The organism is Vreelandella malpeensis (genome assembly GCF_020622355.1).
Taxonomy (GTDB): domain Bacteria; phylum Pseudomonadota; class Gammaproteobacteria; order Pseudomonadales; family Halomonadaceae; genus Vreelandella; species Vreelandella malpeensis.
The window spans coordinates 73,225-96,906 of sequence record NZ_WHVL01000003.1; the positions used below are offsets into that span (position 1 = coordinate 73,225).

The window sequence follows — 23,682 nt, forward strand, 5'->3', positions numbered from 1 at the left end:
TATCGCGTTGGTCATTCGTTCAGGGTGCGTCGGCAAAGGGTGGCGCCTTCAACCACTGCCCATCGAAACGTGAAGGGGCGACCTGATTCGCCCGATCGTTGGCATAGGCGCGCGAACAGGTCTGCGCCATCCGTGCCACGCTCTTGCAAAAGCGTGGGTGACTGGCCTTGCGCCAGATAATGTCGTAGTACATCGCCGGCAAAGGCCGTGGCAGATCCAGCCGACACAGCTCGCCGCCCTGCCACTGCTCGAGCACCGTGGAAACCGGCAGTGCACCGATTCCCAACCCTTCCGTGGTCAAGCGTACAATGGTCATCAGCGTACTTACGCTATGAATATGCGGGTCATCCACCCCTTGATCGGCCAAATAGGCGGCCAGTTCCTGGTAGGGACGCGCCGCCTTGCCGAAGGAGATGAACGGCAGACGCTCGAGCCAGGCAAACGGGGACTGCCCCAGTAGCTCTGCGTGGTGCGGCGCCACGAACATGCCCATTTCGTAAGGATTCAGGGCGAGGTACTCGACCTGGTCGACGGGCAGAAACCCGTTCATGGCCAGCACGATATCCAGTTCGTTGGCGATGAGTCGCTCGTTCAATGCCAGCGAATAGTCCACCGTGAGCTCGATGCTCAGCTTGGGATAGCGCTCGGTGAGCGAGCGCATGAAATCGGGAAACCAGCTGTGGGCGATGGTCTCGACGGTTCCCAGGCGCAGCGGTGCCGAGAAATCCTCGTCGCTGTCGAACAGCCGCATCGCCTCGTCGCGCTGGTCTAGCATGCGCTGGGCGTGCAGAAAGAACTCGCGCCCGCGCATGGTGGGTTGGATCGGCCGCGCCGAACGCTCGAGCAGCAGCTCGCCGACCGTCGACTCCAGCCGCGAGATACGCTCCGAGATCGAAGGCTGTGTCAGGCACAGACGAATCGCCGCCTTGCGAAACGAGCCCAGTTTCACTGCCCAGACGAAGGCTTCGAGCTCCTTGAAATCGAGCATGGTGTTGCCGTCTCCACGCGCGCGGCGACCCGGTCGGCCCACAAGCTTGCAAAAGGCGTTCCGCCTGCCGCGGTATGAGGTAGCTCCAGCATCCGCCCCGAAGACTACGGGATGCGGGCGCATGGATCAGGAGTGCAGGTTCCACTCCGCGAAGCGCTTCTTCGCTGCCCGAAGGGTCGAGCGATCGAAGGCTGCTTCATCTTATTGCTTTCGTATGGCTATTCTACGTTGATAATCTCAACGCCTGCGGTCGTCAACCCTTTTTTCACGCATAACAGCAAGATAGAAATTCCCGATGAGTACCATCGACAACACCTTCACGCTAGAGCGAGGCTGCCGAGCGCGCCGCCTGGTCGTAAAGGCCGGACATGGCGCGCAGCACCCCGGCCACCTTGCTGATCTCGCTGCGCTCGATGCCCATCGAGTCCAGCGATTCGATCAGGCACGCCTCACGAATCTCGGCGTAGCGCTTGCAGGCCTCGCGGCCAAGCTCGGTGGTTTGGAAGAGCGTCTCCTTGCCCTGCTTCTCGCCTACCACCAGATCGAGCTTCACCAGCTTGCGCAGCGCATAGGTCACCGTGTGGGTATCCTCGACATTGAGCACCAGGCAGATATCGCCCTGGCGCTTGGCCCGGCTGCGATGATTCACGCTGTGCAGTACCAGCACGTCCAGTGCGCCGAGCTCCGGGTAGCCGGTGGCCGCCATGCAGCGCACCATCCAGCGGTTGAAGGCGTTACTCGAGATGATCAGCCCAAACTCGAACTCGGAAAGCTCCTGCGCTTTGTGTGACAAGTGCTCGGAAGACACGATCGGCCCTCGCTTGGTGGGTGCGGCAGGGCTCTTTCTACTCATGGCGTGCTCTTTATAGTTGATATCGAAGGCGTCTCGAGTCGCACGCGGCGAACCCGGCCCCTTCATGATCGGCCTTTTCCACGCCGATTGGCAAACGACTTCTTGCTATCGGTCAAGACCATTGACCCCATCGGCATGACGAATGCTGAATTGACATACCGACATCTTGAAGATAATTTCTGGATAAATTACATAAAAAGTACAGGTAAACACGTGTCATCAACACCTCCCCTGCTTTCCGTCCAGTCGCTCGATATCGCCTTCGGGTCCCATCGTGTCGTCAAGGATCTGTCATTCGACCTGCACGCTGGTCAGACGCTGGCGATCGTCGGCGAGTCCGGCTCGGGCAAATCGATGACGTCGCTGGCCACCATGGGCCTGGTGCATTACCTCAACGCCACCATTGCCAAGGGACGCATCCTGTACCGGCGCACGAGCGACAGCGCGCCGCTGGAGCTGACCGCGCTCTCGGACAAGGAGATGCGGCGCATTCGCGGCAAGGAGATCTCGATGATCTTCCAGGAGCCGATGACCTCGCTCAACCCGGTCTATACCGTGGGCGACCAGATCACCGAGGTTTTGCGGCTGCACGGCGACTACAGCCGCGCCACGGCGCGCGAAGAGGCGCTGCGCCTTTTGCGCCTGGTGCGCCTGGCGGATGCCGAATCGCTCTTGAAGCGCTACCCGCACCAGCTCTCCGGCGGCATGCGTCAGCGGGTCATGATCGCCATGGCGCTGGCCTGCAAACCCAAGGTACTGGTCGCCGATGAACCCACCACGGCGCTGGACGTCACCATCCAGGCGCAGATTCTCGCCATCATCAAGGATCTGCAGAAAGAGCTCGGCATGGCGGTGATCTTCATCACCCACGACATGGGCGTGGTGGCGGAGGTGGCCGACCACGTGGTGGTGATGCGCAACGGCGAAAAGGTCGAGGAGGCGGACGTCGCTACGCTGTTCGCCGCGCCGCAGAAACCCTACACCCAGGCGCTGCTGGCGGCAGTGCCGACACTCGGCAGCATGCAAGGCGAGGCGCTCCCCCGCGCCGAGCCGCTAATAATCTTCGACGGCGAGAAGGTCGTGACCCAAGGCGAAGCCACGCTCCAGGACACCGTGCAGGTGCAACAAACGCCGGTGGTCAGCGTGCGCAATCTGGTGACCCGCTTCGATATCCACAAGGGCTTCTTCGGCGGCGTGAGCCATCGGGTTCACGCCGTCGAGAACGTCAGCTTCGATATCCAGCCCGGCGAGACTCTGGCGCTGGTAGGCGAATCCGGCTCCGGCAAGTCCACCATCGGGCGCACCATTCAGCAGCTTCAGAAGAGCACCAGCGGCGACATCGTCTTTTCCGGCAAGCCCGTGGCCGAGATGTCCCGCGCCGAGAAGATGACGCTGCGTCAGCAGGTGCAGTACATCTTCCAGGACCCCTTCGCCTCGCTCGACCCGCGCAAGACCGTGGGCTTCTCGATCGCCGAACCGATCCGCACCCATCGCCTGATGGGCGACGAGCGGCGCATCAAGCAGCGCGTCGGCGAGCTTCTGGAACGCGTCGGCCTTTCGCCCGAGCACGGCGAGCGCTATCCGCACGAGTTCTCCGGCGGCCAGCGCCAGCGCATCTGCATCGCCCGGGCGCTGGCCTCCAAGCCGAAACTGATCATCGCCGACGAAGCGCTCTCGGCGCTGGACGTCTCCATCCAGGCGCAGATCATCCACCTGATGATGCAGCTTCAGCGCGAAGAGGGGCTTGCGTACCTGTTCATCAGCCACGACATGGCGGTGGTCGAGAAGATGAGCCACCGCGTGGCGGTGCTGCATCTGGGTCAGATCGTCGAGATGGGCCCGCGCCAGCGGGTGTTCGACGCGCCCCAGCACGCCTACACCAAAAAACTGCTGTCGGCGGTGCCGGTCGCCGACCCGCACCATCGCCGCGAGCATCTGCTGCTGGAGGGCGATATTCCAAGTCCGATTCGTCGGGTGGGCGATGAACCCACCGTCTATCCGCTCGACGAGATCACCGCCGGCCACTTCGTCTCCCGCAACGGCGCCTCCCTGCGTTCGTAGCGCTGCTTTCCCCTTGAACAACCACCCAAGAGAAACACAACGATGAAAAAGACGACTCTCTTCAAGGCATGCACCCTGGCCGTGGCCATGGCCGCCGCGTCCGCAAGTCACGCGGGCTCGCTGACCATCGCCTCGCCCCAGGATCCGGGCAGCTGGGACCCGATCGACACCTTCCTGGTCAACTGGGCCTCGGTGGGCACCAACATCTTCGACGGCTTGACCTATCGCGGCCCGGACCTCGAGCTGGTGCCGGGGCTGGCCACCAGCTGGGAAGAGCTCGACGACGGCAAGCGCATCCGCTTCACGCTGCGCGAAGGCGTGGTGTTCCACAACGGCGAGCCCTTCGACGCCGAAGCGGTGAAGTTCACCTTCGACCGGCTGCTCGGTGACGAAGGCGCGCGCGGCCCGCAGCGCTCCAACTACACGGCGATCTCCCACGTCACCGTGGTCGACGACACCACCGTCGATTTCTTCCTCTACCAGCCCGACCCGGTGCTGCTGACGAAGCTGGCGGCCTACGGGGCGATGATCGTGCCGCCGGGCTACATCGAGGAGCACGGCGAGGAGTATTTCGATACCCACCCGGTCGGCACCGGTCCGTTCAAGGTGGTCGAGTACACGCCGCGCTCGGACGTCAAGCTCGAGGCTTTCGCTGAGCACTGGGGCGGCGCGCCGAAGCTCGACAGCGTCACCTACCGCTTCATCTCCGAGCCCTCCACCGCCGTGGCGGAACTCCAGGCCGGTCGGGTCGACATCGTGCTGCCGCCGACTGTGCCCATCGGTATGATTGACTCGATCAACGCCCACCCCAATGCGGAAGTCGTGAGCGTGGCCTCGCCCACCGTCGAGGCGCTGCGCTTCAACACCCAGTCCGGCATCACCGCCGATGAACGGGTGCGTCAGGCGATCATCATGGCGGTGGACCGCCAGGCCATCGTGGATTCAATCCTTGCCGGCGAAGGCAGCGTGATCGCAAGCTTCCAGGGCGAGCAGTCCTTCGGCTTCGACGCCTCTCTCGAGCCCTACCCCTTCGATCCGCAGCAAGCTCAGGCGCTGCTCACGGAAGCGGGCGTCGAGCCGGGTACCGAGCTTCAGATCGATATCCGCGGCAACGACGCGACCTTCGCCGAAGTGGCTCAGGTGGTCGCCGCCTACCTGCAGGGCGTGGGGCTGAACGCCTCCATCCAGCCTTACGAAACCAACGTGCTGCTCAACGACATCATTCCCGCCGGACGTACCGGCGCGATGTTCCAGCAGAAGTGGGGCGGCTGGACCTTCGACTTCGACAACACCGCCTACCTCATGTACCACTCCGGCGAGCGCTGGAACCCCTACGACAGCGATGCAACCCTCGACGAGATGCTCGACGCCCAGCGCAGCATCACCGACCGCGCCGAGCGCGAGACGCTGCTCCAGTTCGTGGCGCGCTACACCAAGGAGCGGGCACTCGAGATGCCGCTCTACAGCCTGAACGCACTGTACGGCGTGGGTAGCCGCGTGGAGAACTTCGAGCCGGCGCCGGACAACCGGATTCGCCTGACCGACGTCGACGTCACCGAGTAAGCCCAACCTGCCGCCGCCTCCGGGCGGCGGCCGTCCGTTATTGCGAGGAGAGGCCACGTGGCCAAGTTTCTTTTCTACCGACTGCTGCAGGCGCTGTTCGTGCTGGTGGCGGTCACCCTGATCGTGTCGTTCGCGATTCGCCTGACCGGCGACCCCGCCGTCATGCTCGCCCAGGGCGCCGGCAGCATCACGGAAGCCGACCTTGAGCGCATTCGCGAGGCGCTGGGTCTCAACCAGCCGTTTCTGGTCCAGTACCTGAATTTCCTCAAAGGGCTGTTCACCGGCGACCTGGGCCGCAGCTTCATGGGCGGCACGCCGGTGGGCGATCTGATCGGCCGGGCGCTGCCGGCAACGCTTGCGCTCGCGTTTGCCTCGATGTTCGTCTCCATTGCGCTGTCGATTCCGCTCGGCGTCAAGGCGGCGGTCTCGCGAGGCCGGTGGCCGGACCAGGTGATTCGCGTCGTCTCGCTGGTGGGGCTCTCCTTTCCCAACTTCTGGCTGGCGATCATGCTGGTGCTGCTGCTCTCCATCACCTTCAACCTGCTGCCGCCCAGCGGCATGGAAGGCTGGCAGAGCTTCATCATGCCGGCGGCCACCATGGGCATCATCCTGACCGCCACCAACGTACGCCTGGTCCGCACCACCATGCTCGAAACCCTGCGTTCGCAGTACATCATGGTGGCCCGCGCCAAGGGGCTGTCGGACTCGGTGGTGCTCTACAAACACGCGCTGCGCAACTGCTCGATCCCGCTGATCACCTACTTCGGCCTGCAGTTCGGCGGGCTTCTCGGCGGCATCGTGGTCATCGAGCGCGTCTTCAACTGGCCGGGGCTCGGCACGCTCGCCTTCGACGCCGTCGCTGCGCGCGACTATCCGGTGCTGCAAGGGGTGATCACGGTGCTGTCGCTTTTGATCATCTCCATCAATCTGCTGGTCGACATCGCCTACGGCTTCGTCGACCCGCGCGTGCGCAAGAGCTAGGGGATTGCCATGACGATCAATGCACTGAAGCTCGAGCGCTTCAAGAGCTTCGAATTCATCATGGGGGCGCTGCTGGTGGGCGGTATCGGCTTTGCCGTGCTGTTCTCCGGCTGGCTGTTCCCCGACGGCGCCAGCGGCGTCAATCTCGCCATGCGCTTGACGCCGCCGATGGCCGACGGCAGCTTCCCGCTGGGTACCGACCCGCTGGGTCGCGACGTGCTGGCACGGGTGATCATCGGCGGCGAGATCTCGCTCAAGGTCGGCTTCTATTCGGCGCTGGGCGCGGTGGTCCTGGGCATCGTCATGGGGCTTCTATCCGGCTACTACGGCGGCGTCATCGACATGATCGTGATGCGCTTCGCCGACGTGCAGCTCGCCCTGCCGTTCATCCTGCTGGCAATCACCTTCATCGCGGTGATCGGCGGGGGGCTTTCCAACATGATCATCCTGCTGATCGTCTCCCAGTGGGTGCAGTACGCCCGCCTGGTGCGCGGCTCGGTGCTATCGCTCAAGGATCGCGAGTTCATTCTCTCGGCCCAGGCGATCGGCGTGCGCGACTGGCGCATCCTGTTCCAGCACCTGCTGCCCAACCTGCTGGGTCCGGTAATCGTGCTGATGACGCTGAACGTGGCCAACAACATCCTGCTGGAAAGCAGCCTGACCTTCCTGGGTCTGGGGGTCGACCCGGTCATCCCGAGCTGGGGCGGCATGCTGGCCGAAGGCCGCACCTATCTGCAGACCGCCTGGTGGGTCAGCGTCTTCCCGGGCGTGGCGATCTTGCTTACGGTGCTGGGGCTGAACCTTCTGGGTGACTGGCTGCGCGACACCCTCGACCCGACAGGGCGGACCTCACGATGACCACGCTACTCGATACCACCTTCGAGCGCAGCGTCGAGGCGCTCGTTGCGCGCTTCGAACGTGAACTCGCCCCCGGTGCCACTCTGGATGCCTGGGTGTTCGACGACCGCGCCGCCCGCCAGCACGCCGAGAAGACGCTGGCGGCGCGCGGCATCACCGCACGCTTTCGCAGCGCCTACAAGCCGCTGGTGCACTACGTACTCGAGGAGCTTGACGCAAACGGGCTGCGCAGGCTGCACGTGCGCTATCCGGCGCCCACCAAGGCACCCAAGCGCTTCGTGCTCGAAGCCTACCCGCTGGCGGGAATGCTGGACGATGGCGTCGCGCTGAGCTTCGAGGCCGTCGACTGCGCGCCGTCCACCGCGCTCTATTACTACGAGCTGGCGCTCGGCTACGCGGATGGCCGCGAAGAGCAGGTTCGCATCGCCGCCCCCAACCGCCATCACCAAGACCACGTCGAGGCCTGGCAGCTTTCGCCCTGCGGCTGGGTCGCCTGGGAAAACGCCGACGGCGAAGGCGATAGCGCCTTCTACGCCTGCGACTACCCGGCGCTGTTCGACGCGGCCATGCAGGCCGTCACCGGGGCCGAGTGGCCCGCCGAGCAGCCGTTCTTCGAGGAGCTCAACATCAGCGTCACCCTGCCCGCACAGGACACGCCGCTGCCCTTCGGCCTCGAGCACGTAAGCCTTGCCGAGGCGCTGCACGAAGAGCTCTACTTCTCGCTGCTGGAGGTGTATCAGCGTCTGGCGGGGCTGCCCTCGGGTGACCGTTCGATCCAGCCGGGCCAGATCGTGCCAGAGATCAAGACCCGCCCGGGCGCGCCGATCTCGCTGGTCGTCACGCTCGCCCCGCTCGACCGCAGCGAGCCGGATATCGCGAACGACGAAGCGGCTCTTGCGCGCGTCGAGCGCCCCTTGAGCGTGGCGCGCATTCACGCCGAGCTCGACGCCCTCGATGGCGAGGCGCTCGCGGCCGCAAGCCGCAGCGGGCGCACGCTCCATGCTCGCTACCGCCAGGGCACCGAGCGCGCGGTAATGATCAGCGCCGCCCAGCATGCCAACGAGCCCTCGGGCATCGTCGGCGCGCTGCGCGCCGGGCAGGCGCTTGCCGCCAGCCCCGCGGCCCACTTCGTGCTCTCGCCGCTGGAAAACCCGGACGGCTATCGGCTGCAGCAGCGGCTGGTCAGCGAGCAGCCGACCCACATGCACCACGCCGCGCGCTACACGGCCTTCGGCAGCGACCTGCAGGCGCAGCGCCCCGGTGGCGAGTTCGAGCTGGCCATTCGCGAGCGCGCCCGCGCAATGAGCGGCGCCAAGCTTCACATCAACCTGCACGGCTATCCGGCCCATGAGTGGACGCGCCCGCTGACCGGCTACGTGCCGCGCAACTTCGAGCTGTGGTCGATTCCCAAGGGGTTTTTCCTCGTCATTCGCTATCATCAAGGCTGGGAAACCCAGGCCGAAGCGCTGCTCGAGGCGGTGACGGCGCATCTGGCGACGGTCCCGGGACTGATCGACTACAACCGCCGCCAGATCGACGCCTTCGAGGCCCACGCCGGGCAACTCGAGTTCGCCGTGCGTCACGACATTCCTTACCTTTTGACCCGGGACGACGCTCAGCTCACCCCGCTTCAGCTGATCACCGAATATCCCGACGAGACGATCTACGGCGATGATTTTGTGATGGCTCACCAGGTACAGTACGAGACCATCATGAGCGCCTACCAGCGCTATCAGTCGATGACGCTGCCCTAGCGCACCGGCCGATGCATAAAGGAGAGTCAACAATGACCAACAAGCTCCCTCTGCTCAACTGCGACATGGGTGAAAGTTTCGGCAACTGGCACTTGGGAATGGACGCCGACGTCATGCCGTTCGTCGACTGCGCCAACATCGCCTGCGGCTACCACGCCTCGGACCCCCACGTGATGCGCCGTACCGTGGCGCTGGCCGCCACACACGGCGTGCGCATCGGCGCACACCCCGGCTACCCGGACCTGATGGGGTTCGGACGGCGCTCGATGGCCTGCTCGGCGGCCGAGGTCGAGGACATGATCCTCTATCAGGCAGGCGCGCTTTCCGGCATCTGCCGCGCCGAAGGCGCCGAGCTTGCCTACATCAAGCCGCACGGCGCGATGTACAACGACATGGCCGCCAACCTCGAATTGCTTGAAGGCGCGCTTCGCGCGGTCAAGACCTTCGATGCCACGCTCCCGCTGATGGTGATGTCCACCGCCGACACTCAAGGCCAGCGGGCGCTGGCCGAGCAAATGGGCGTGACGCTGTGGTTCGAGACCTTCGCCGACCGCGCCTATGAGGCCAACGGGCACCTCGCTTCGCGAAGACTCGAAGGCGCGGTGCATCACGACCGCGCCACCATCGTCGCCCAGGCCGAGAAGCTCGCCCGGGGCGAGGCGCTGACCGCCCGCGACGGTACGCCGCTGATACTGGCCTGCGACACGCTCTGCGTACACGGCGACAACCCGGAATCGATCAAGGCGGTGCGCGCCATTCGTGACGCGTTCGACGCTCTGGAGCGCGCGTGAACCCACGTCTTGAAACCGCCGCGATGGACGCGATCACGCTGCGTCTTTTCGACACCATCGAAGAAGAGAACATGGCCTGGATCATGGCCGCAGACAGCGCCCTGCGCCACGCCTTCGGCGACGCCCTGACCGACCTGACGCCCTCCTACACGACGCTTTTGATCCACTACGACTGCACGCGGCTCTCGTTCTGCGAGGCCTCGAACAAGGCGCGCCGCGCGCTGGACGGCCTGCAGCCGGCAACGACGCAAGACGGCCAGCTCCACGAGATTCCCGTCTGGTACGACGAAAGCGTCGGCCCGGAGCTTCCCTTGGTCGCCAAGCGGGCGGGTATAGGCGTCGAGGCGCTGATCCAGCGTCACTGTGCCCACGACTACTGCGTGTTCGCCCTCGGCTTCGCCCCGGGCTACGGCTTCATGGGACTGGTGGAAGAGGCGCTCGCCACGCCGCGGCTGACCACGCCGCGTAAGCGCGTGCCGGCGGGCAGCGTCGGCATCGCCGATCGCCAGACGGCGATCTACCCGCTGCTCTCCCCCGGCGGTTGGAACATTCTCGGGCGCACGGCGGTGCCGCTGTTCGAGTACGCCCGCCGCGGCGAGCCGCTCTTCAACCCCGGCGACAAGGTGCGCTTCAAGGCGATCTCGAAGGCCGAGTTCGAGGCCGCCGGCGGCGACACCACTCCGATGGAGGAGCGTTCATGAAGGGATTACGCGTCATCCAGGCAGGCCCGCTCGCCCTGATTCAGGACAGCGGCCGCTTCGGGGTCAACCACCTGGGCGTCACCCAAGGCGGCGCCGCCGACTGGATCTCTCATCGCTGGGCCAACTGGCTTCTGGGCAACCCCGTGCACAGCGCCGCGCTCGAGATCGTCATAGGCGGTAACCTGACCCTCGAGGCCGAGCGCGAGGTGACGCTGGCGCTGGTCGGGGCGGATCTCGGTGCGCGCATCGACGACGCGCCGCTCGCGGCGCAGGGCACCTTCACGCTGGCACCGGGTCAGCGCCTTTGCTTTCGCAGACCCCAGGGCGGGCTTCGCACCTATCTGGCGTTTCCCGGCGGGCTGGACGCGCCCGAGACGCTCGGCAGCCGCGCCTGCACGGTGCGCGAGAAGATCGGCGGGCTCACGGATGACGGCGCGCCGCTCAAGACCGGTGACCGGCTCACCTGGCACGGCGGTGAGCCTACCCCGCGGTGGCTACCGCGCAGCGCCCAGCTGCCGCTGCCTGCTCAAGGCGTTGTCACACTGCCCTTCGTGCTCGGCGCCCAGGCGGCGCACTTTGCCGGGCGCAGCCTCTACCAGGCCTTCAACCAGGAGTGGACGGTGGATCAGCGTGCCGATCGCATGGGCATTCGCCTGACCGGTACGCCGCTTAAAAGTACGCTCACCGGCATCGTCTCGGAGGGCATTCCGCTCGGCGCAGTGCAGATCCCGCCGGACGGTCAGCCGATCGTGCTGATGAACGACCGCCAGACCATCGGCGGCTACCCGCGCATCGGCGCGCTCACCCCCGGCGCCTGCGCCCGGCTCGCCCAATGCCTGCCCGGCACTCGGGTAAGGCTCGCGCCGATCAGCGCCACTCAGGCGCAGATGAACCACCGGCGCCAGCTCAGCGCCTGGGGTTAGTCGAGGCCCCGCGGCCGCGTGGCCTCGTGCATCGAACCCCGTTCATGTTCGGTTAAGTCGTCACGGCTATGCTTGAGCACTTTCATGGATGCTTTCGGGAGCCGCGACATGGCCGTCACCCCTTTCACCCGCTTGGCGGCACTGGCCGCCCTTCTGGTATCCGCCGGTGCCCCGGCGGACACGCCGCTTCGCATCGAGCAGCTTCAGCGCTGCGGCGATCTGCTCGACGCCGACGCCCCCACGTTCTGTCTGGCAGTGGCCGGGCTCGAGGAGGCAGAACTCACCTTGCTGCTCGACGGCGTCGCCCTCGACCCGGCCCAGATCGAGCGCAAGCCTCAGCGCCTGCGCCTCACCCTGGACCCCGCAACCCGAAGCGGTCCGCTCTGGCTCGCCCAGGGCGAGCGGCGCAGCAACCCGGTGTGGCTCACCCGCCAGGGCAGCCACGTGATCGCCGCCTCAAGCGACGAGATCGCCGAGAACATGGACGGTGTATCGAGCTACGTGGACTTGGTCAGCGTGATCATCGAGGAGGAGCACGACGGGCTCGAGGAGGCTCGCCGCCTGGCAGACAAGTACGGCGCCACGGTGGTTGGCCAGATACCGCCGTTGAACACCTATCAGCTGCGCCTGCCGGTGAGCGACCTGGAGGCCCGGGATGCGCTGGTGCTTCGCCTGGGCAGTGAGCTCAGCGTCGATGCAGTGGTCGTGGAGGAGTCCAACGCGGAGGAGAGCTTTCTTGAACAGGAGGCGAGCGCCCCGCCGGATGCCCATGATCAGGAGTGGGCGGCGAACCGTTTCCTGGATGCGGTGAACTTCTATCAACGGCGCCTTTCCCGGGAGCATGACGATGTCGACACCCATCCGGTGCGTATCGGCGTGATCGAACGCAACGTGGATTTCGACACGCCGGATTTCGCCGACTACCTGGGTGACTGCCGTGTCGATGCGACTCGCACCTGCGTCTACGCCAAGGACGCCGCCGACCCCGCCGGCCACGGCACCACGGTGGCGGGCATTCTTGCCGCCGCCTGGAACGAGGGCGGCAATACCGGGTTCTTGCGCGGTCTCGACAGCGTCGGCCCCGGCTTCGACGTGATCGTCGATCGCGATTCTGATGCTGGCATTACCGCCAACATCGCCGCCTCGGTCAACCTGGTGGAGGACGGCGCGCGACTGCTCAACTGGAGCTGGGGCATTCACCGGGTGGGCACCATCGACATCAACGGCGAGGAGGTCGACTCCCTGGTGCGCTCCGGCATCGCCATGGACGGCTACGAGGAGCTGCTCGAGGAGTTCTTTTTGTGGTTGCGCCGCGAGCACCCGGACGTGGTGGTGGTCAACTCCGCGGGTAACGCCTCGTCCTTCTCCGGGCGGGACGAATACCGCCTGCCCTCCTCCTTCGTCACTGACCAGCTGTTCGTGGTAGGCGGTCACGAGCGAAGCGAGGAGGACGTGGCGGTCGACGATGCGCGCTACGCGGTCAAGCGCGATGCCTCGAACATCGACATGCGCGTCGACATCACCGCCGCGGCCTGTGTGCACGGCTCCACCGCCGAGGGGGAGCCCGGCGACACGCACTGCGGCACCTCCTACTCCACCCCGCTGGTCACAGGGCTGCTGGCGGCCATGATGTCCATCGACCCGACTCTCACCCCGGCCCAGCTGCGCATCCTGCTGCGCCGAAGCGCGATGCCGATCGGCGAGGAGTTCGACTTCGAACCCACGGATGCGGACGACCTGACCGCGCCAATCCTGCCCTCGGAGCGCGCCCACGACCTGGAACACCCGGACATCGGCCTCTCCGCCCGACTTGATATGTACAAGGCGCTGGATCTCACGGTGCAGAGCCTGGAGCGGGCACGCTGAGGCCACGCCCACAAAAAAGGCACCCGCGGGTGCCTTGGTAACGCCGGTGCGAGGTGGCTCGCCTCAGCGGCGGGCCATCTGCATCTCTTTCACCACGATGTCGCCGTCGATGACGATGGGCTCGTCATCGAGGAACAAGGAGCAGCCGCGCATCGGGATGTCCAGATGGCAGGCGGTATCGTTGGGCCCGCCCAGCTCGTTGTTGGGGCCGGTCGAGAACATCACGTTGCCGTAGAAGCTGCGCGGTTCCATCCCCATGCCGCCGGGAAACTCCCCGGGCACCATGCGATGCCACTTGGCGTCCGGGTTCATGCCCCAGCCCACGTGACTCATGCCCAGCCCGCGCGGGTCGTTGAAGCCGTCCATGTAGGACTTCACCAGCTCGGCATCGAGACCACCGCGAATATCGGTGATGAACCCCTTCTCGATGGTGTAGGTGATCGGGTCGCGAACGTACATGTTCTGGGGCAGCAGGATATCCCCCGGAGCCACGACGATGGTGCCGTCAACGCCGTCGTCATCACCGCCGGTGAAGACGAACCCGGAGGGCCAGTGATCCCAGCGTCCGGGCTCGTCGGTACAGGCGTATTCCGCAACGGTCGGGTAGGTGTTCAGCCGGTAGGTGACGTCGGTACCGTGGGGCGAGGTGATGCGCATCACCTTGGCCCGATCCAGAAGCGCGGCGCCGATCTCGACCTTCTCCCGAAGCTCCTGGGAGGGCAGCATGCGCGCCAGCAGCGCCGGCGGCTCCACCGCCGTGAGAATGCGCGTGCCCGCCGCCTGGATCGCCATCTGCTCCGGAGAGAAGAGCAAGAAGACGCAGTCGATGAGCATGTCGCAGTTCTTCAGCGCCTCCACTGCCTCCGGCATCGCCGCAAGCCCGGTGGCGCCCACGTTCCAGCCCCCCATGGCGGGCGGTGCCGGCAGGCGCATGTGGTACATGTTGGCCCCCAGGCGCTGGCCGGCGGCCATGAAGGCATCGGCGTAGTCGAGCCGTTCGCTGCCTTGGGTCAGCACGACGAGCCGCTCGTCCGAGCGCACGCCGGACATTTTCAGCTGGTGCAGACAGATTTCCGTAAAGCTTGCGTGATCCATGATGACTCCTGCTGTTCGTCAGGGGCCCGCCGCCTTTGATGCGGCGACGGGCCCGGGCTCGAGCGCCGAGGCTCAGACGCTCACTTGCTCGGGGGTCGATGGCGAGGCCGGCACCTGGGGCGCGCGCTTGCGGCGACCCAGCTCCTCCTTGATCGCACTCAGGAAGGCCTCGCTGGAGGCGACGTGGGGTTTCGTTGCCAGGCTCACGCCAACGAACAGCGCCGTGGACACGACGATGCCCCAGATGCCCGACGGCAGGCCCAGCAACGAGTTGCCCGTGGCGTACATGCCGAGCACGAACGCGCTGGTGCCCACCACGCTTGCCAGGGCGCCGGCGGCGGTACCGCGCTTCCAGAAGAAGGCACCGATGATCGCCGGCACCATGGCCACGAGCCCCGAGGAGGCCGCCACCGACAGCACCGCGATCAAGTCGAGCTGAAGCTCCGCGAAGCCCAGCGCCAGCAGCGCGATGACCGGCACGACGATCTTGCCCATCAAAAGCTGGCGCTTCTCGTCGACGCCGGGCTTGGCGTTGGCGTAGACGTCTCGAGAGATCATGGAGGCCAGGGTCAGCATGATCGAGTCGATGGTCGAGACCGCGGCAGCCATGATGCCGATCATCACGATCACCCCCAGTACCGGCGGCACGAACTCGGAGGCCAGAAGCGTGGGCGTTGCCAGATCCGCCCGGGCCAGGTCCGGGAAGGCGGCCAGCGCCGAGAAGCCCCAGAGCACCGAGACCAGGGTGTAGATGAAGCCGAACACCAGAAACCCGATCAGCATCTGGCGCATGGAGCGAAGCGACGACGGCATGAACAGACGCTGGCTCACCTGAGGGTTGGACAGGCTGAAGAAGAACCAGGGAATGCACAGCCCCAGGAAGGTGACCAGGCTGAAGAGCCCGGAGCCGGGCACGGTGAGCGAGGCCGGATGATCACGCTCGAGAGTGCCGAACAGACCGCTGAAACCGCCAAGGCCCTGGATGACCAGAAACGCCACCAGCGTCGAGGCAATGATCATCATCAACGCCTGGAGCGAGTCGGTCCACATCACCGAGCGAATGCCGGCGATATAGGAGAAGAAGATCGCGATGGCCGTGGCCATGACCACGCCGGTGGTGAAGTTGATCGCCCCGTCGGTCATGCCCTCGAGCAGGTAGCCGACGCCGGCGAGCTGCACGGCGGAGTAGGGAATCAGGAAGATGCAGCTGGCGATCGACACCGCCATGGCGACCCGTTTGCTGTTGTAGCGGTGGCCGAGCATCTCGCTGGGGGTGACGAAGCCGAATTTCTTGCCCACCGCCCAGAAGCGCGGCCCGAAGATCGCCACCAGGGACACCCCGGCGAAGTAGATGATCTCGAAGCCAAGCGCCCCGACGCCGCCGGCGTAGGTGAGCCCGGCGAGCCCCACCATCATGAAAGCACTGTAGGTCGTCGCGCTGTAGCTCAGCGCCGACACGAAGCCGTTCATCTGCCGGTTGCCGAGAAAGTAGCCGGACATGCTTTCCGCCGGCCCCTGGCGCGAAAGAAATGCGATGCCGACCGCGATCAGCAGGTAGATGGCGATCGACCACCAGATCATCGACTCACTCATGATCGTGCTCCTCGAAATCCTTGGTGATATGGATGTTCAGCGCGATGACCGCAAGCCCCGCGCAACTCCAGAAGAGAAAACTGCCGTACCAGGCCGCCACGTCCGTCAGGATCGTGTAGGGGGCAATGCAGCTTGCGAGCACCACGAGCCAGACGGCCCATATCCACTTGCTTCGTTTCATGATCCACCTCGTCTTGTATTGTCAGGGAGAGCGTTGCGGGTTGTTCTAGTGAGGTCGGCGTATTTCAGCAACGCGTTGTTCGAGTTGTTGCCAAGGGTCCGCTTCGGGCGCGAACCGCGCCCGAAGATAGGCCGCCAGGGTGGCGACCTGGGTGTTGCTGAAACTGTCGGCGAAGCCCGGCATGCTGCCCGTGCCGGGAACGGCGCTGTCGTGAACGCCGCCCAGGATCGACTGGATGACGTTGTCCGGATGGTCACTGTGCAGATTGGTGTTGAGCGCAAGCGACATCGAGGCCTTGGTGAACCCGGGCACGCCGTTGTCCACGTGGCAAGCCGCACACGCCCCTTCGAACAGACGCTCCCCCGCCTCCTGCCCCACAGGCCCCGTCTCGGCGGCGAGCAGCCGCTCGCTCGCGGCGGCGCTGGCCGGGGCGTCCACCACCGGAGCGTCCATCTGACGTGCCACGTAGTGGGCGATGGCCCGAACGTCGTATTCGGGAAGCTCGGCAAGCCCCGCCACCACCGGCGCCATCGGCCCGGAGGCCACCCCGTGAAGGTCGGCGCGACCGGTACGCAGGTAATCGAACAGTGCCCCTTCGCTCCAGGGGACCGGCGCGCGCGACAGTGTATTCAGCGCCGGCGCCTCCCAGCCATCCACCAGTGCCCCCGCCAGGTAGCGTTCCCCGCCCTGCTCGGCCCCCAGGGCGTTGCGCGGGCTGTGGCAGGCACTGCAGTGCCCGAGCCCCTCGGCCAGATACGCTCCGCGATTGTACAGCTCACTCTGAGCCGGATCCGGCGAAAACGGGGTCGGATCATGAAAAAGGGCGTTCCAAGGCGCCATGAGCGCCCGCTGGTTGAAAGGAAACGAAAGCGCGTTGTCCCGCGGCGGCGCGGACACCGAGGGTTGTGCCATCAGGTAAGCATAAAGGGCCTGAAGATCGGCGTCGCTGGTCTTGGCAAAAGCCGTGTAGGGGAAGGCCGGATAGAGATGGCGACCGTCCCGGCCGATACCCTGGCGCATGGCGCGTTCGAAGGCGGCGTAGGACCAGCGGCCGATCCCCGTCGCCTCGTCCGGGGTGATGTTGGTGCTGTAAAGCGTACCGAAAGGCGTGTCAAAGGCGTGGCCGCCGGCGTTGGTCGCTCCACCCGCCACGGTATGGCAGGCCGCGCAGTCGCCCGCCGCCGCTACCAGGCGGCCGCGCTCGATGGTCTCGGCGGAGTAGAGCGTGGCCGCGGGCCGGGCGATCGGCGCGATCGCCCCTTTCCAGGGCCAAGCCATGACGGCGCTGCCGGCCACGGTGGTCAGCGCCGCCGCCGCCAGCCAGCGCCGGCCCTTGAACGTCACCGATGTCGGTGTGCCACCGGCCTTCTGGCCCGGCACCGCCTGGGCCAGCGCCCTCCGAACACGGGTCGCGGTAAAGGGCGGCTCGCGAAAGCGCACGCCGGTGGCGTCGAACAGCGCGTTGGCGATCACCGCAACCCCCGGGGCGAGCGCCGCCTCATCGAACCCTGACGACACCCGGGCCGAATCCTTGGAAGGCGGCGCGGACGTCTCGCTGTTCAGCGCGGTGCCGGTCGTCGCGGGCAGTGCCGCCGGGGGCGGCCCGCCGCCATCGCCCCACTCATCGAAAGCCGGCGCGCGACCGAGCAGCCGGGTCTGAAGCGACGACTGCAGGCGTGCGGTATCCACCTCCGCGCCACTGTCCTGACCGACCACCAGGCGGGTCAGGCGTACCTCGCCGGTGATGCGATTGACGTCCACCTCCGCGATCCAGGCGCTGCGCACGCCGCTTTCCATCCGGTCATGACGATCCGGCAACTGGGCGTAGGCAAGCCCCCGCCCGCGGGCAAGCTCGCTGGCGGAGTCGCCCTTCAGCGCAGTACCCCACTCGGCGCGACGAGCCACGTTTTCAAGCAGCTCACGGCCGCGATCATCTTCCAGGTGGGACACGCGAAGCGTCAGGGCATCATCGCCTCGGGCGCGAGCGAGCTCGTCGAGAAAAGCCTCCCGGGCGAAGGTCTCCTGAATCTCCGCCAGTTCCTCCCGGGCGCCATCCCGAACGCCGGTATGCGCCGATAACCGGGTCTCGTCGAAGGTATAGGGAGAGTGCAGCGCCACCGCGCACGCGCCCCCCTCGTCGCCGGCGGCGCGACCGCTCAGCAGCAGGCCCACCGCCGCCACGTCGCCCCGCGGGAAAGCCTGCCGGTAGCGATAGCCGGTAATCGGTGCGTGTGGGTCGACGCTTGCGGCAAGTGTCATGCGCTGGGCTTGGCCAAGGGCCTGGACATCGCCCATGTATCCCGCGTCCAGCCATACCGCGACCGGCCGGCCCACCGCCTTGGCCATCAGTGCGGCGTCCACTGCGGCGTCGTCACCGCAGTGGCGGCCAAGTCCCGTGGCAAGGTGATGCTCCGGCCCCTCGATCAGGATCTCCCCAGGCGCCCGCCCCGTCGCTCGGCTCAGATCGAGGCGCAGTGCCTCCGGGGTGGCGGTGTGGGTCCAGACGCGAAGCGTCGCGTCGCTCTGTTCGACCACCACCCAACCCGGTGCCTCGCCCCAGCGCAGGCGACTCGGCCAGCCGTACTCTTGGCTGACGTGCTTTCGGCTTACGGGCTCTTGGCTTACGTGCTGCCGAACCACGCTCTGTTGCGGCGCGGGCTCGACAGTGCGAGTGGAGTCGGAAGCCAAGGCCGGCTCCCAGCGCAGCGCCAGGCGTTCGGCGCCCTGGCGAGCAAGAGTGAGGCTCTTGGCCACCACGCCAACGAAGTCGCCCTCGATCACGACCTGAAGCGTGTCATCGAGGGCGGCCAGCGCCTTGTCGTCGACGGCAATGAGCCGGTCGTTGACGAGACTCAGGCCGTCCCAGCGGTAGTGGGGCGGACGCACCACGACGCCGAACACGAGCCCCGTGGGATGAACGGGCAGCGCCTCGGCGCCGAGCACGGGCTCACCCATCGAGGTCTCCTCGCTGAGCCGCGTCCAGGTCGATGGCCCGGCGGGCGGCGTCGAGAATTTCCAGGTGCGTGCCGCAACGGCAGAGATTGTGATCGAGGGCAGCGATGATCTGCGCCTCGCTCGGGACCGGGGTGTGATTGAGCAGTGAGCGTACGCTCAGGATCATGCCGTTGAGACAGTAACCGCACTGGGCCGCCTGGGCATCGATGAACGCTTGCTGTACCGGGTCGAGCCGGTCGCCTTGCGCCAGGCCGTCCAGAGTGGTCACCTCGCGTCCGTTCACGGCAGCGACCGATAGCACGCAGGCTCGTGCCGCTATGCCATCCACCAGCACGCTACAGGCGCCGCACTCCCCCAACCCGCAGCCGTACTTCGGCCCGTTCAGAGCCAGGTCATTGCGCAGCACAGCCAGCAGCGACGTCTCTCGAGGTACGTGCAGGCTATGTTCCTGGCCGTTCACTTTCAGCGTCAGCGTCATAAAAAAAGAGTCATCGTTATTGTTGAAGCAATTTTATCGAAGCCATCGTTCTCGAAACCAGCGTTCTCGAAACCGTCGTCTTCGTCGACGATACGAAGACAGGCCGGTCGTCGACGGTAAGGCGTTGCGTTTGAGTTGAGGTTATCGCAACCACCGGCCGACCCCGTTTGCCGACCTTTCGCACCATCCCGGTGCAATCGGCAAACCGCCGTTCATTATTAGTGCATACACTATAAAAACGACCTATAAAACATATATCACTGTTGCCTATCACTAGGCAAGCATTTTGAAAAACTCTCTAATGTTTTATTAAAAACTATATATTTCATATATTTAAAATTAAATAACAAAACACACCACCAATATGGCATCAGGATTTCAATTTCTCTTGACCGCCAAATAAATGGTGTATACGTTGTTTTAAGCGAAGCCGATCAATAAAACAAGGGCCAGCCCTGAGGCCTCAGGCGCTTCCCCTCGGCGCTCAATGCCAATAAAAAGCGAGGAAAAGACTCCATGAACGACAAGCCCACCATTGCCGTGATCGGCGCAGGCCTTGGCGGCGCTGCCGCCGGTGCCCTGCTTCAGCAGGCCGGCTACCCTACCAAGGTGTTCGAGCAGGCCCCGGCGTTTTCCCGCCTCGGCGCCGGCATCCACTTGGGGCCCAACGTGATGAAGGTGATGCGCCGCATCGGCATCGAGGACAAGCTCAATGCCATGGGGTCGCACCCGGATCACTGGTTCAGCCGCAACGGGCTGACCGGGGAGTACCAGTCGCGCATTCCGCTCGGCGAGTTCGCCCAAGAACACTACGGCGCCTCCTACATCACCGTTCATCGCGGCGACCTGCACGAGCTGATGGTCAGCACTCTCGATCAGGAGAACCTGTTCTTCGACAAGCGGCTGGTGGACGTGGATGATCAGGGCGGCAAGGTACGCATGACCTTCGCCGACGGCACCACCGAGGAGGCCGATCTGGTCATCGGCGCCGATGGCGTCAACTCCCGCATTCGCGAGAAGCTCCTGGGCACCGAGGCGCCGATCTACAGCGGGTGGGTCGCCCATCGGGCGATCATCTCCGCCGAGAAGCTCAAGGCTTTTGAGCTGGATTTCGAGGCCTGCGTGAAGTGGTGGTCAGAGGATCGCCACATGATGGTCTACTTCGTCACCGGCGACGAGAAGGAGTACTACTACGTCACCGGCGTGCCGGAACCGGAGTGGAACCACGGCACCTCCTTCGTCGACAGCTCCCGGGAGGAGATGCGCGAGGCGTTCAAGGGCTATCACCCCACGGTTCAGGCGCTGATCGACTGCACCGAGACGGTGACCAAGTGGCCGCTTCTCGAGCGCAACCCCCTGCCGCTTTGGCACGACAACCGCCTGGTACTGCTTGGCGATGCCTGCCACCCGATGAAGCCGCACATGGCCCAAGGGGCCGCGATGGCCATCGAGGACGCCGCCATGCTGGTGCGCTGCCTGGAGGAAGTGGGCGCCAGCAACTATCGCGACGCCTTCGAGCTCTACCGCACCAACCGCTTCGAGCGGGCCTCTCGGGTACAGAAGGTGTCCCACGACAACACCTGGCTGCGCCAGGACGAGGACCCGGCCTGGGTGTTCGGCTACGACGTGTTCGAAACGCCCCTGAAGGCACCCGAAACCGCTCGCGAGGAGAACCCCGCATGACCTCTTCTCACGACTCTACCTACCGTTACGGCGCCCACGTTCACGCCAACGGCATCCGCCAGCACTACCTGCGCTTTGGCGGCGACACCGCCGCCACCGGCCAGGCCCTGGTACTGATTCCTGGTATTACCAGCCCGGCCATTACCTGGTCCTTCGTGGCCGAGCGCCTGGGCCGCCACTTCGATACCTACGTGCTGGACGTGCGTGGGCGCGGGCTCTCCGCCACCGGCCCGGAACTCGACTACGACACGGACACCTGCGCCGACGACGTCATCGCCTTCATCGACGCGCTGGGCCTTTCGAACGTGGTGCTGGCCGGCCACTCCATGGGGGCACGCTTTGCCCTTCGCGCCATGACCCGTGGCGCCCGGGGCGTGGCGAAGCTCGTGCTGATCGACCCGCCGGTCTCGGGCCCCGGGCGTCGCGAGTATCCCAGCAAGCTGCCCTGGTACGTCGACTCCATTCGCGACTGCACCCACGGCGCGGACATCGACACGATGCGCACCTACTGCCCCACCTGGAGCGAGGAGCAGCTGCGCTTGCGCGCCGAGTGGCTGCACACCTGTTACACGCCGGCCATCATCCAGGCCTTCGAGGAGTTCCACAGCGTGGACATCCACCAGGACCTTCCGGCTATCCAGGTGCCGACACTTTTGATGTGCGCGGGCAAGGGCGGCGTCATCGAAGAGGCGGACCGTCAGGAGATCCAGACCCTGTTGCCGTCGATCCGCATCACTACCGCCGCAAGCGCCGGTCACATGATTCCCTGGGACGACCTCGACGGCTTCTTCGCCGCCTTCGAGGACTTTCTCGGCACCCCCCCTTTGAGAGGTCGATTACCATGACATCCCCCACCAAGATCTACCGTATCGGCCAGATCGTGCCGAGCTCCAACATCACCATGGAAACGGAAATCCCGGCCATGCTGACCGCGCGCCAGTTGATCCGCCCGGAGCGCTTCACCTTTCATTCCAGCCGCATGCGCATGAAGACCGTGAGCAAGGACGAGCTGGCGGCGATGGACGGTGAGTCCGACCGCTGCGCCCTGGAGCTTTCCGACGCCGCCGTCGACGTCATGGGCTACGCCTGCCTGGTGGCCATCATGGCCATGGGGCCGGGCTACCACCGGGAATCCCAGAAGCGGCTGCGCGGACGCACCGAGGAGAACGGCTGCGACACGCCGGTGGTGACCAGCGCCGGCGCCCTGGTGGACGCCCTGCACGTTATGAAGGCCAAGCGCGTGGTCGTGGTCGCCCCTTACATGAAGCCCCTGACCGAGATGGTGGTGGACTACATTCGCCAGGAAGGCGTCGAGGTGGTCGATTACCGGGCGCTGGAGATCCCCAACAACCTGGACGTGGCCCGCCACGACCCGGTCAAGCTGCCCGAGATCGTGGCGAGCCTTGATGTCAGCGACGTCGACGCCATCGTGCTGTCCGCCTGCGTGCAGATGCCGTCGCTGGCGGCGGTCTCCAAGGTCGAGGCCCTGACCGGCAAGCCCGTGGTCACTGCCGCCATCGCCACCACCTACGCCATGCTCAAGGCGCTCGACCTGGAGCCGGTCGTGCCGGGCGCGGGCGCTCTGCTTTCCGGCGCTTACTAGGAGCACACCCATGGCTAGCCAACACGCCAACCCCGGCCCCTCGGCCCAGGAAAACTATCGCGGCGTCTGGGACGGACGCATCGGGTTCGGGCGCAAGGCAGCGCTTTTGGTAGTGGACTTCATGCAAGGCTACGTACGCGAGGAGTCGCCGCTGTTCGCCCCCGGTGTCGTCGAGGCGGTGGCAAACATGCCGGCGCTGCTCGAGGCCGCCCGCCAGAGCGACACCCCGGTCATTCACACCAACATTCTCTACCATGCCCCGGATCAGCTCGACGGCGGCCTCTGGGTGCAGAAATCGCCGGTGATGCGGGCCATGGTGGCGGGCAATCCCTTCGCCGAGTTCTGTGACGAGGTGGCGCCGCTACCTACGGAGCCGGTCATCACCAAGCAGTACGCCAGCGCCTTCTTCGGCACCTCGCTTTCCGCGATGCTGGTGGCGATGGGGGTGGACACGATCATCGTCACCGGCTGCTCGACCAGCGGCTGCATTCGCGCCACCGCCGTCGACGGCCTGCAGTACGGGTTTCGGGTGATGGTGGTGCGCGACTGCGTGGGCGACCGCCACCCCGACCCGCACGAGGCGAACCTGTTCGACATCGACAGCAAGTACGGCGATGTCATCGACCGTCAGAGCGCCATCGATCATCTACTTGGTACGCCATGAACCCTACCCGCAAGGCCGCCCGCGTGGCCCTGCGGGTATCGACGATAAAGGAGGTAGCTCTCTCAACGCACGCCACGACACTCACAACCAC

20 protein-coding genes are annotated in these 23,682 nt (G+C 65.5%); 13 read left to right on the forward strand and 7 right to left on the reverse strand.

Annotated features, from left to right (window positions below):
• Positions 1-19: 19 nt before the first annotated feature.
• Together GEV37_RS08610 and GEV37_RS08615 are read right to left on the reverse strand one after the other, a co-directional pair.
• Positions 20-988, reverse strand: a complete 969-nt coding sequence (locus GEV37_RS08610; protein ID WP_227389836.1) for a LysR family transcriptional regulator — start codon at positions 986-988, stop codon at positions 20-22.
• 322 nt (positions 989-1,310) lie between these two features.
• Positions 1,311-1,841 (reverse strand): winged helix DNA-binding protein, encoded by a 531-nt coding sequence (locus tag GEV37_RS08615; RefSeq protein WP_227389837.1) that lies wholly within the window; start codon positions 1,839-1,841, stop codon positions 1,311-1,313.
• A gap of 213 nt (positions 1,842-2,054) precedes the next feature.
• Here GEV37_RS08615 and GEV37_RS08620 point away from each other — a divergent pair, with 213 nt between their 5' ends.
• From GEV37_RS08620 to GEV37_RS08660, 9 genes are all read left to right on the forward strand, one after another.
• Entirely contained in the window at positions 2,055-3,902 is a 1,848-nt protein-coding gene (locus tag GEV37_RS08620; protein WP_227389838.1) for an ABC transporter ATP-binding protein, read from the forward strand.
• A 42-nt stretch (positions 3,903-3,944) separates the two neighbouring features.
• Positions 3,945-5,465: an ABC transporter substrate-binding protein gene (locus tag GEV37_RS08625; protein WP_227389839.1), complete on the forward strand. Its 1,521-nt coding sequence runs from the start codon at positions 3,945-3,947 to the stop codon at positions 5,463-5,465.
• Between the two features lie 57 nt (positions 5,466-5,522).
• Positions 5,523-6,446 carry an ABC transporter permease gene (locus tag GEV37_RS08630; RefSeq protein ID WP_227389840.1) on the forward strand — a complete coding sequence of 308 codons (924 nt, stop codon included), beginning with the start codon at positions 5,523-5,525 and terminating at the stop codon, positions 6,444-6,446.
• Between the two features lie 9 nt (positions 6,447-6,455).
• Positions 6,456-7,304 carry an ABC transporter permease gene (locus tag GEV37_RS08635; RefSeq protein ID WP_227389841.1) on the forward strand — a complete coding sequence of 283 codons (849 nt, stop codon included), beginning with the start codon at positions 6,456-6,458 and terminating at the stop codon, positions 7,302-7,304.
• Positions 7,301-9,058, forward strand: a complete 1,758-nt coding sequence (locus GEV37_RS08640) for a M14 family metallopeptidase (RefSeq protein ID WP_227389842.1) — start codon at positions 7,301-7,303, stop codon at positions 9,056-9,058. Before GEV37_RS08635 ends, GEV37_RS08640 begins: the two co-directional genes overlap by 4 nt.
• Before the next feature lie 32 nt (positions 9,059-9,090).
• Positions 9,091-9,849 (forward strand): 5-oxoprolinase subunit PxpA, encoded by a 759-nt coding sequence (locus GEV37_RS08645; protein ID WP_227389843.1) that lies wholly within the window; start codon positions 9,091-9,093, stop codon positions 9,847-9,849.
• The gene (locus GEV37_RS08650) at positions 9,846-10,550 is read left to right on the forward strand and encodes a 5-oxoprolinase subunit B family protein (RefSeq protein WP_227389844.1); all 705 of its coding nucleotides are present in this window, start codon (positions 9,846-9,848) and stop codon (positions 10,548-10,550) included. The genes GEV37_RS08645 and GEV37_RS08650 overlap by 4 nt, the downstream gene beginning before the upstream one ends.
• Positions 10,547-11,473: a 5-oxoprolinase subunit C family protein gene (locus tag GEV37_RS08655; protein ID WP_227389845.1), complete on the forward strand. Its 927-nt coding sequence runs from the start codon at positions 10,547-10,549 to the stop codon at positions 11,471-11,473. The genes GEV37_RS08650 and GEV37_RS08655 overlap by 4 nt, the downstream gene beginning before the upstream one ends.
• Before the next feature lie 108 nt (positions 11,474-11,581).
• Positions 11,582-13,339 carry a S8 family serine peptidase gene (locus tag GEV37_RS08660; RefSeq protein ID WP_227389846.1) on the forward strand — a complete coding sequence of 586 codons (1,758 nt, stop codon included), beginning with the start codon at positions 11,582-11,584 and terminating at the stop codon, positions 13,337-13,339.
• A gap of 63 nt (positions 13,340-13,402) precedes the next feature.
• Here the strand turns inward: GEV37_RS08660 and GEV37_RS08665 are convergent, their stop codons facing one another.
• From GEV37_RS08665 to GEV37_RS08685, 5 genes are all read right to left on the reverse strand, one after another.
• Positions 13,403-14,434, reverse strand: a complete 1,032-nt coding sequence (locus GEV37_RS08665; RefSeq protein WP_227389847.1) for a 2,5-dihydroxypyridine 5,6-dioxygenase NicX family protein — start codon at positions 14,432-14,434, stop codon at positions 13,403-13,405.
• Positions 14,435-14,506: 72 nt separating this feature from the next.
• Positions 14,507-16,027 carry a sodium:solute symporter family protein gene (locus GEV37_RS08670; protein ID WP_227389848.1) on the reverse strand — a complete coding sequence of 507 codons (1,521 nt, stop codon included), beginning with the start codon at positions 16,025-16,027 and terminating at the stop codon, positions 14,507-14,509.
• Positions 16,020-16,208: a hypothetical protein gene (locus GEV37_RS08675; protein ID WP_227389849.1), complete on the reverse strand. Its 189-nt coding sequence runs from the start codon at positions 16,206-16,208 to the stop codon at positions 16,020-16,022. The genes GEV37_RS08670 and GEV37_RS08675 overlap by 8 nt, the downstream gene beginning before the upstream one ends.
• 45 nt (positions 16,209-16,253) lie before the next feature.
• A complete protein-coding gene (locus tag GEV37_RS08680) occupies positions 16,254-19,163 on the reverse strand; it encodes a c-type cytochrome (protein WP_227389850.1) in 2,910 nt (969 codons plus the stop codon).
• A complete protein-coding gene (locus GEV37_RS08685) occupies positions 19,156-19,641 on the reverse strand; it encodes a (2Fe-2S)-binding protein (protein ID WP_227389851.1) in 486 nt (161 codons plus the stop codon). The genes GEV37_RS08680 and GEV37_RS08685 overlap by 8 nt, the downstream gene beginning before the upstream one ends.
• 516 nt (positions 19,642-20,157) lie before the next feature.
• Between GEV37_RS08685 and GEV37_RS08690 the strand changes: the two genes are divergently transcribed.
• From GEV37_RS08690 to GEV37_RS08705, 4 genes are read left to right on the forward strand one after another with little or no spacing between them, the layout of a single operon-like run.
• Positions 20,158-21,324 (forward strand): FAD-dependent monooxygenase, encoded by a 1,167-nt coding sequence (locus GEV37_RS08690; protein WP_227389852.1) that lies wholly within the window; start codon positions 20,158-20,160, stop codon positions 21,322-21,324.
• The gene (locus tag GEV37_RS08695) at positions 21,321-22,169 is read left to right on the forward strand and encodes an alpha/beta fold hydrolase (RefSeq protein WP_227389853.1); all 849 of its coding nucleotides are present in this window, start codon (positions 21,321-21,323) and stop codon (positions 22,167-22,169) included. The genes GEV37_RS08690 and GEV37_RS08695 overlap by 4 nt, the downstream gene beginning before the upstream one ends.
• On the forward strand, positions 22,166-22,927 hold the full coding sequence (locus GEV37_RS08700; RefSeq protein WP_449361577.1) for a maleate cis-trans isomerase family protein: 762 nt from the start codon (positions 22,166-22,168) through the stop codon (positions 22,925-22,927). The genes GEV37_RS08695 and GEV37_RS08700 overlap by 4 nt, the downstream gene beginning before the upstream one ends.
• Before the next feature lie 10 nt (positions 22,928-22,937).
• Positions 22,938-23,591 carry an N-carbamoylsarcosine amidohydrolase gene (locus GEV37_RS08705; RefSeq protein ID WP_227389854.1) on the forward strand — a complete coding sequence of 218 codons (654 nt, stop codon included), beginning with the start codon at positions 22,938-22,940 and terminating at the stop codon, positions 23,589-23,591.
• The last annotated feature ends 91 nt before the right edge of the window (positions 23,592-23,682 follow it).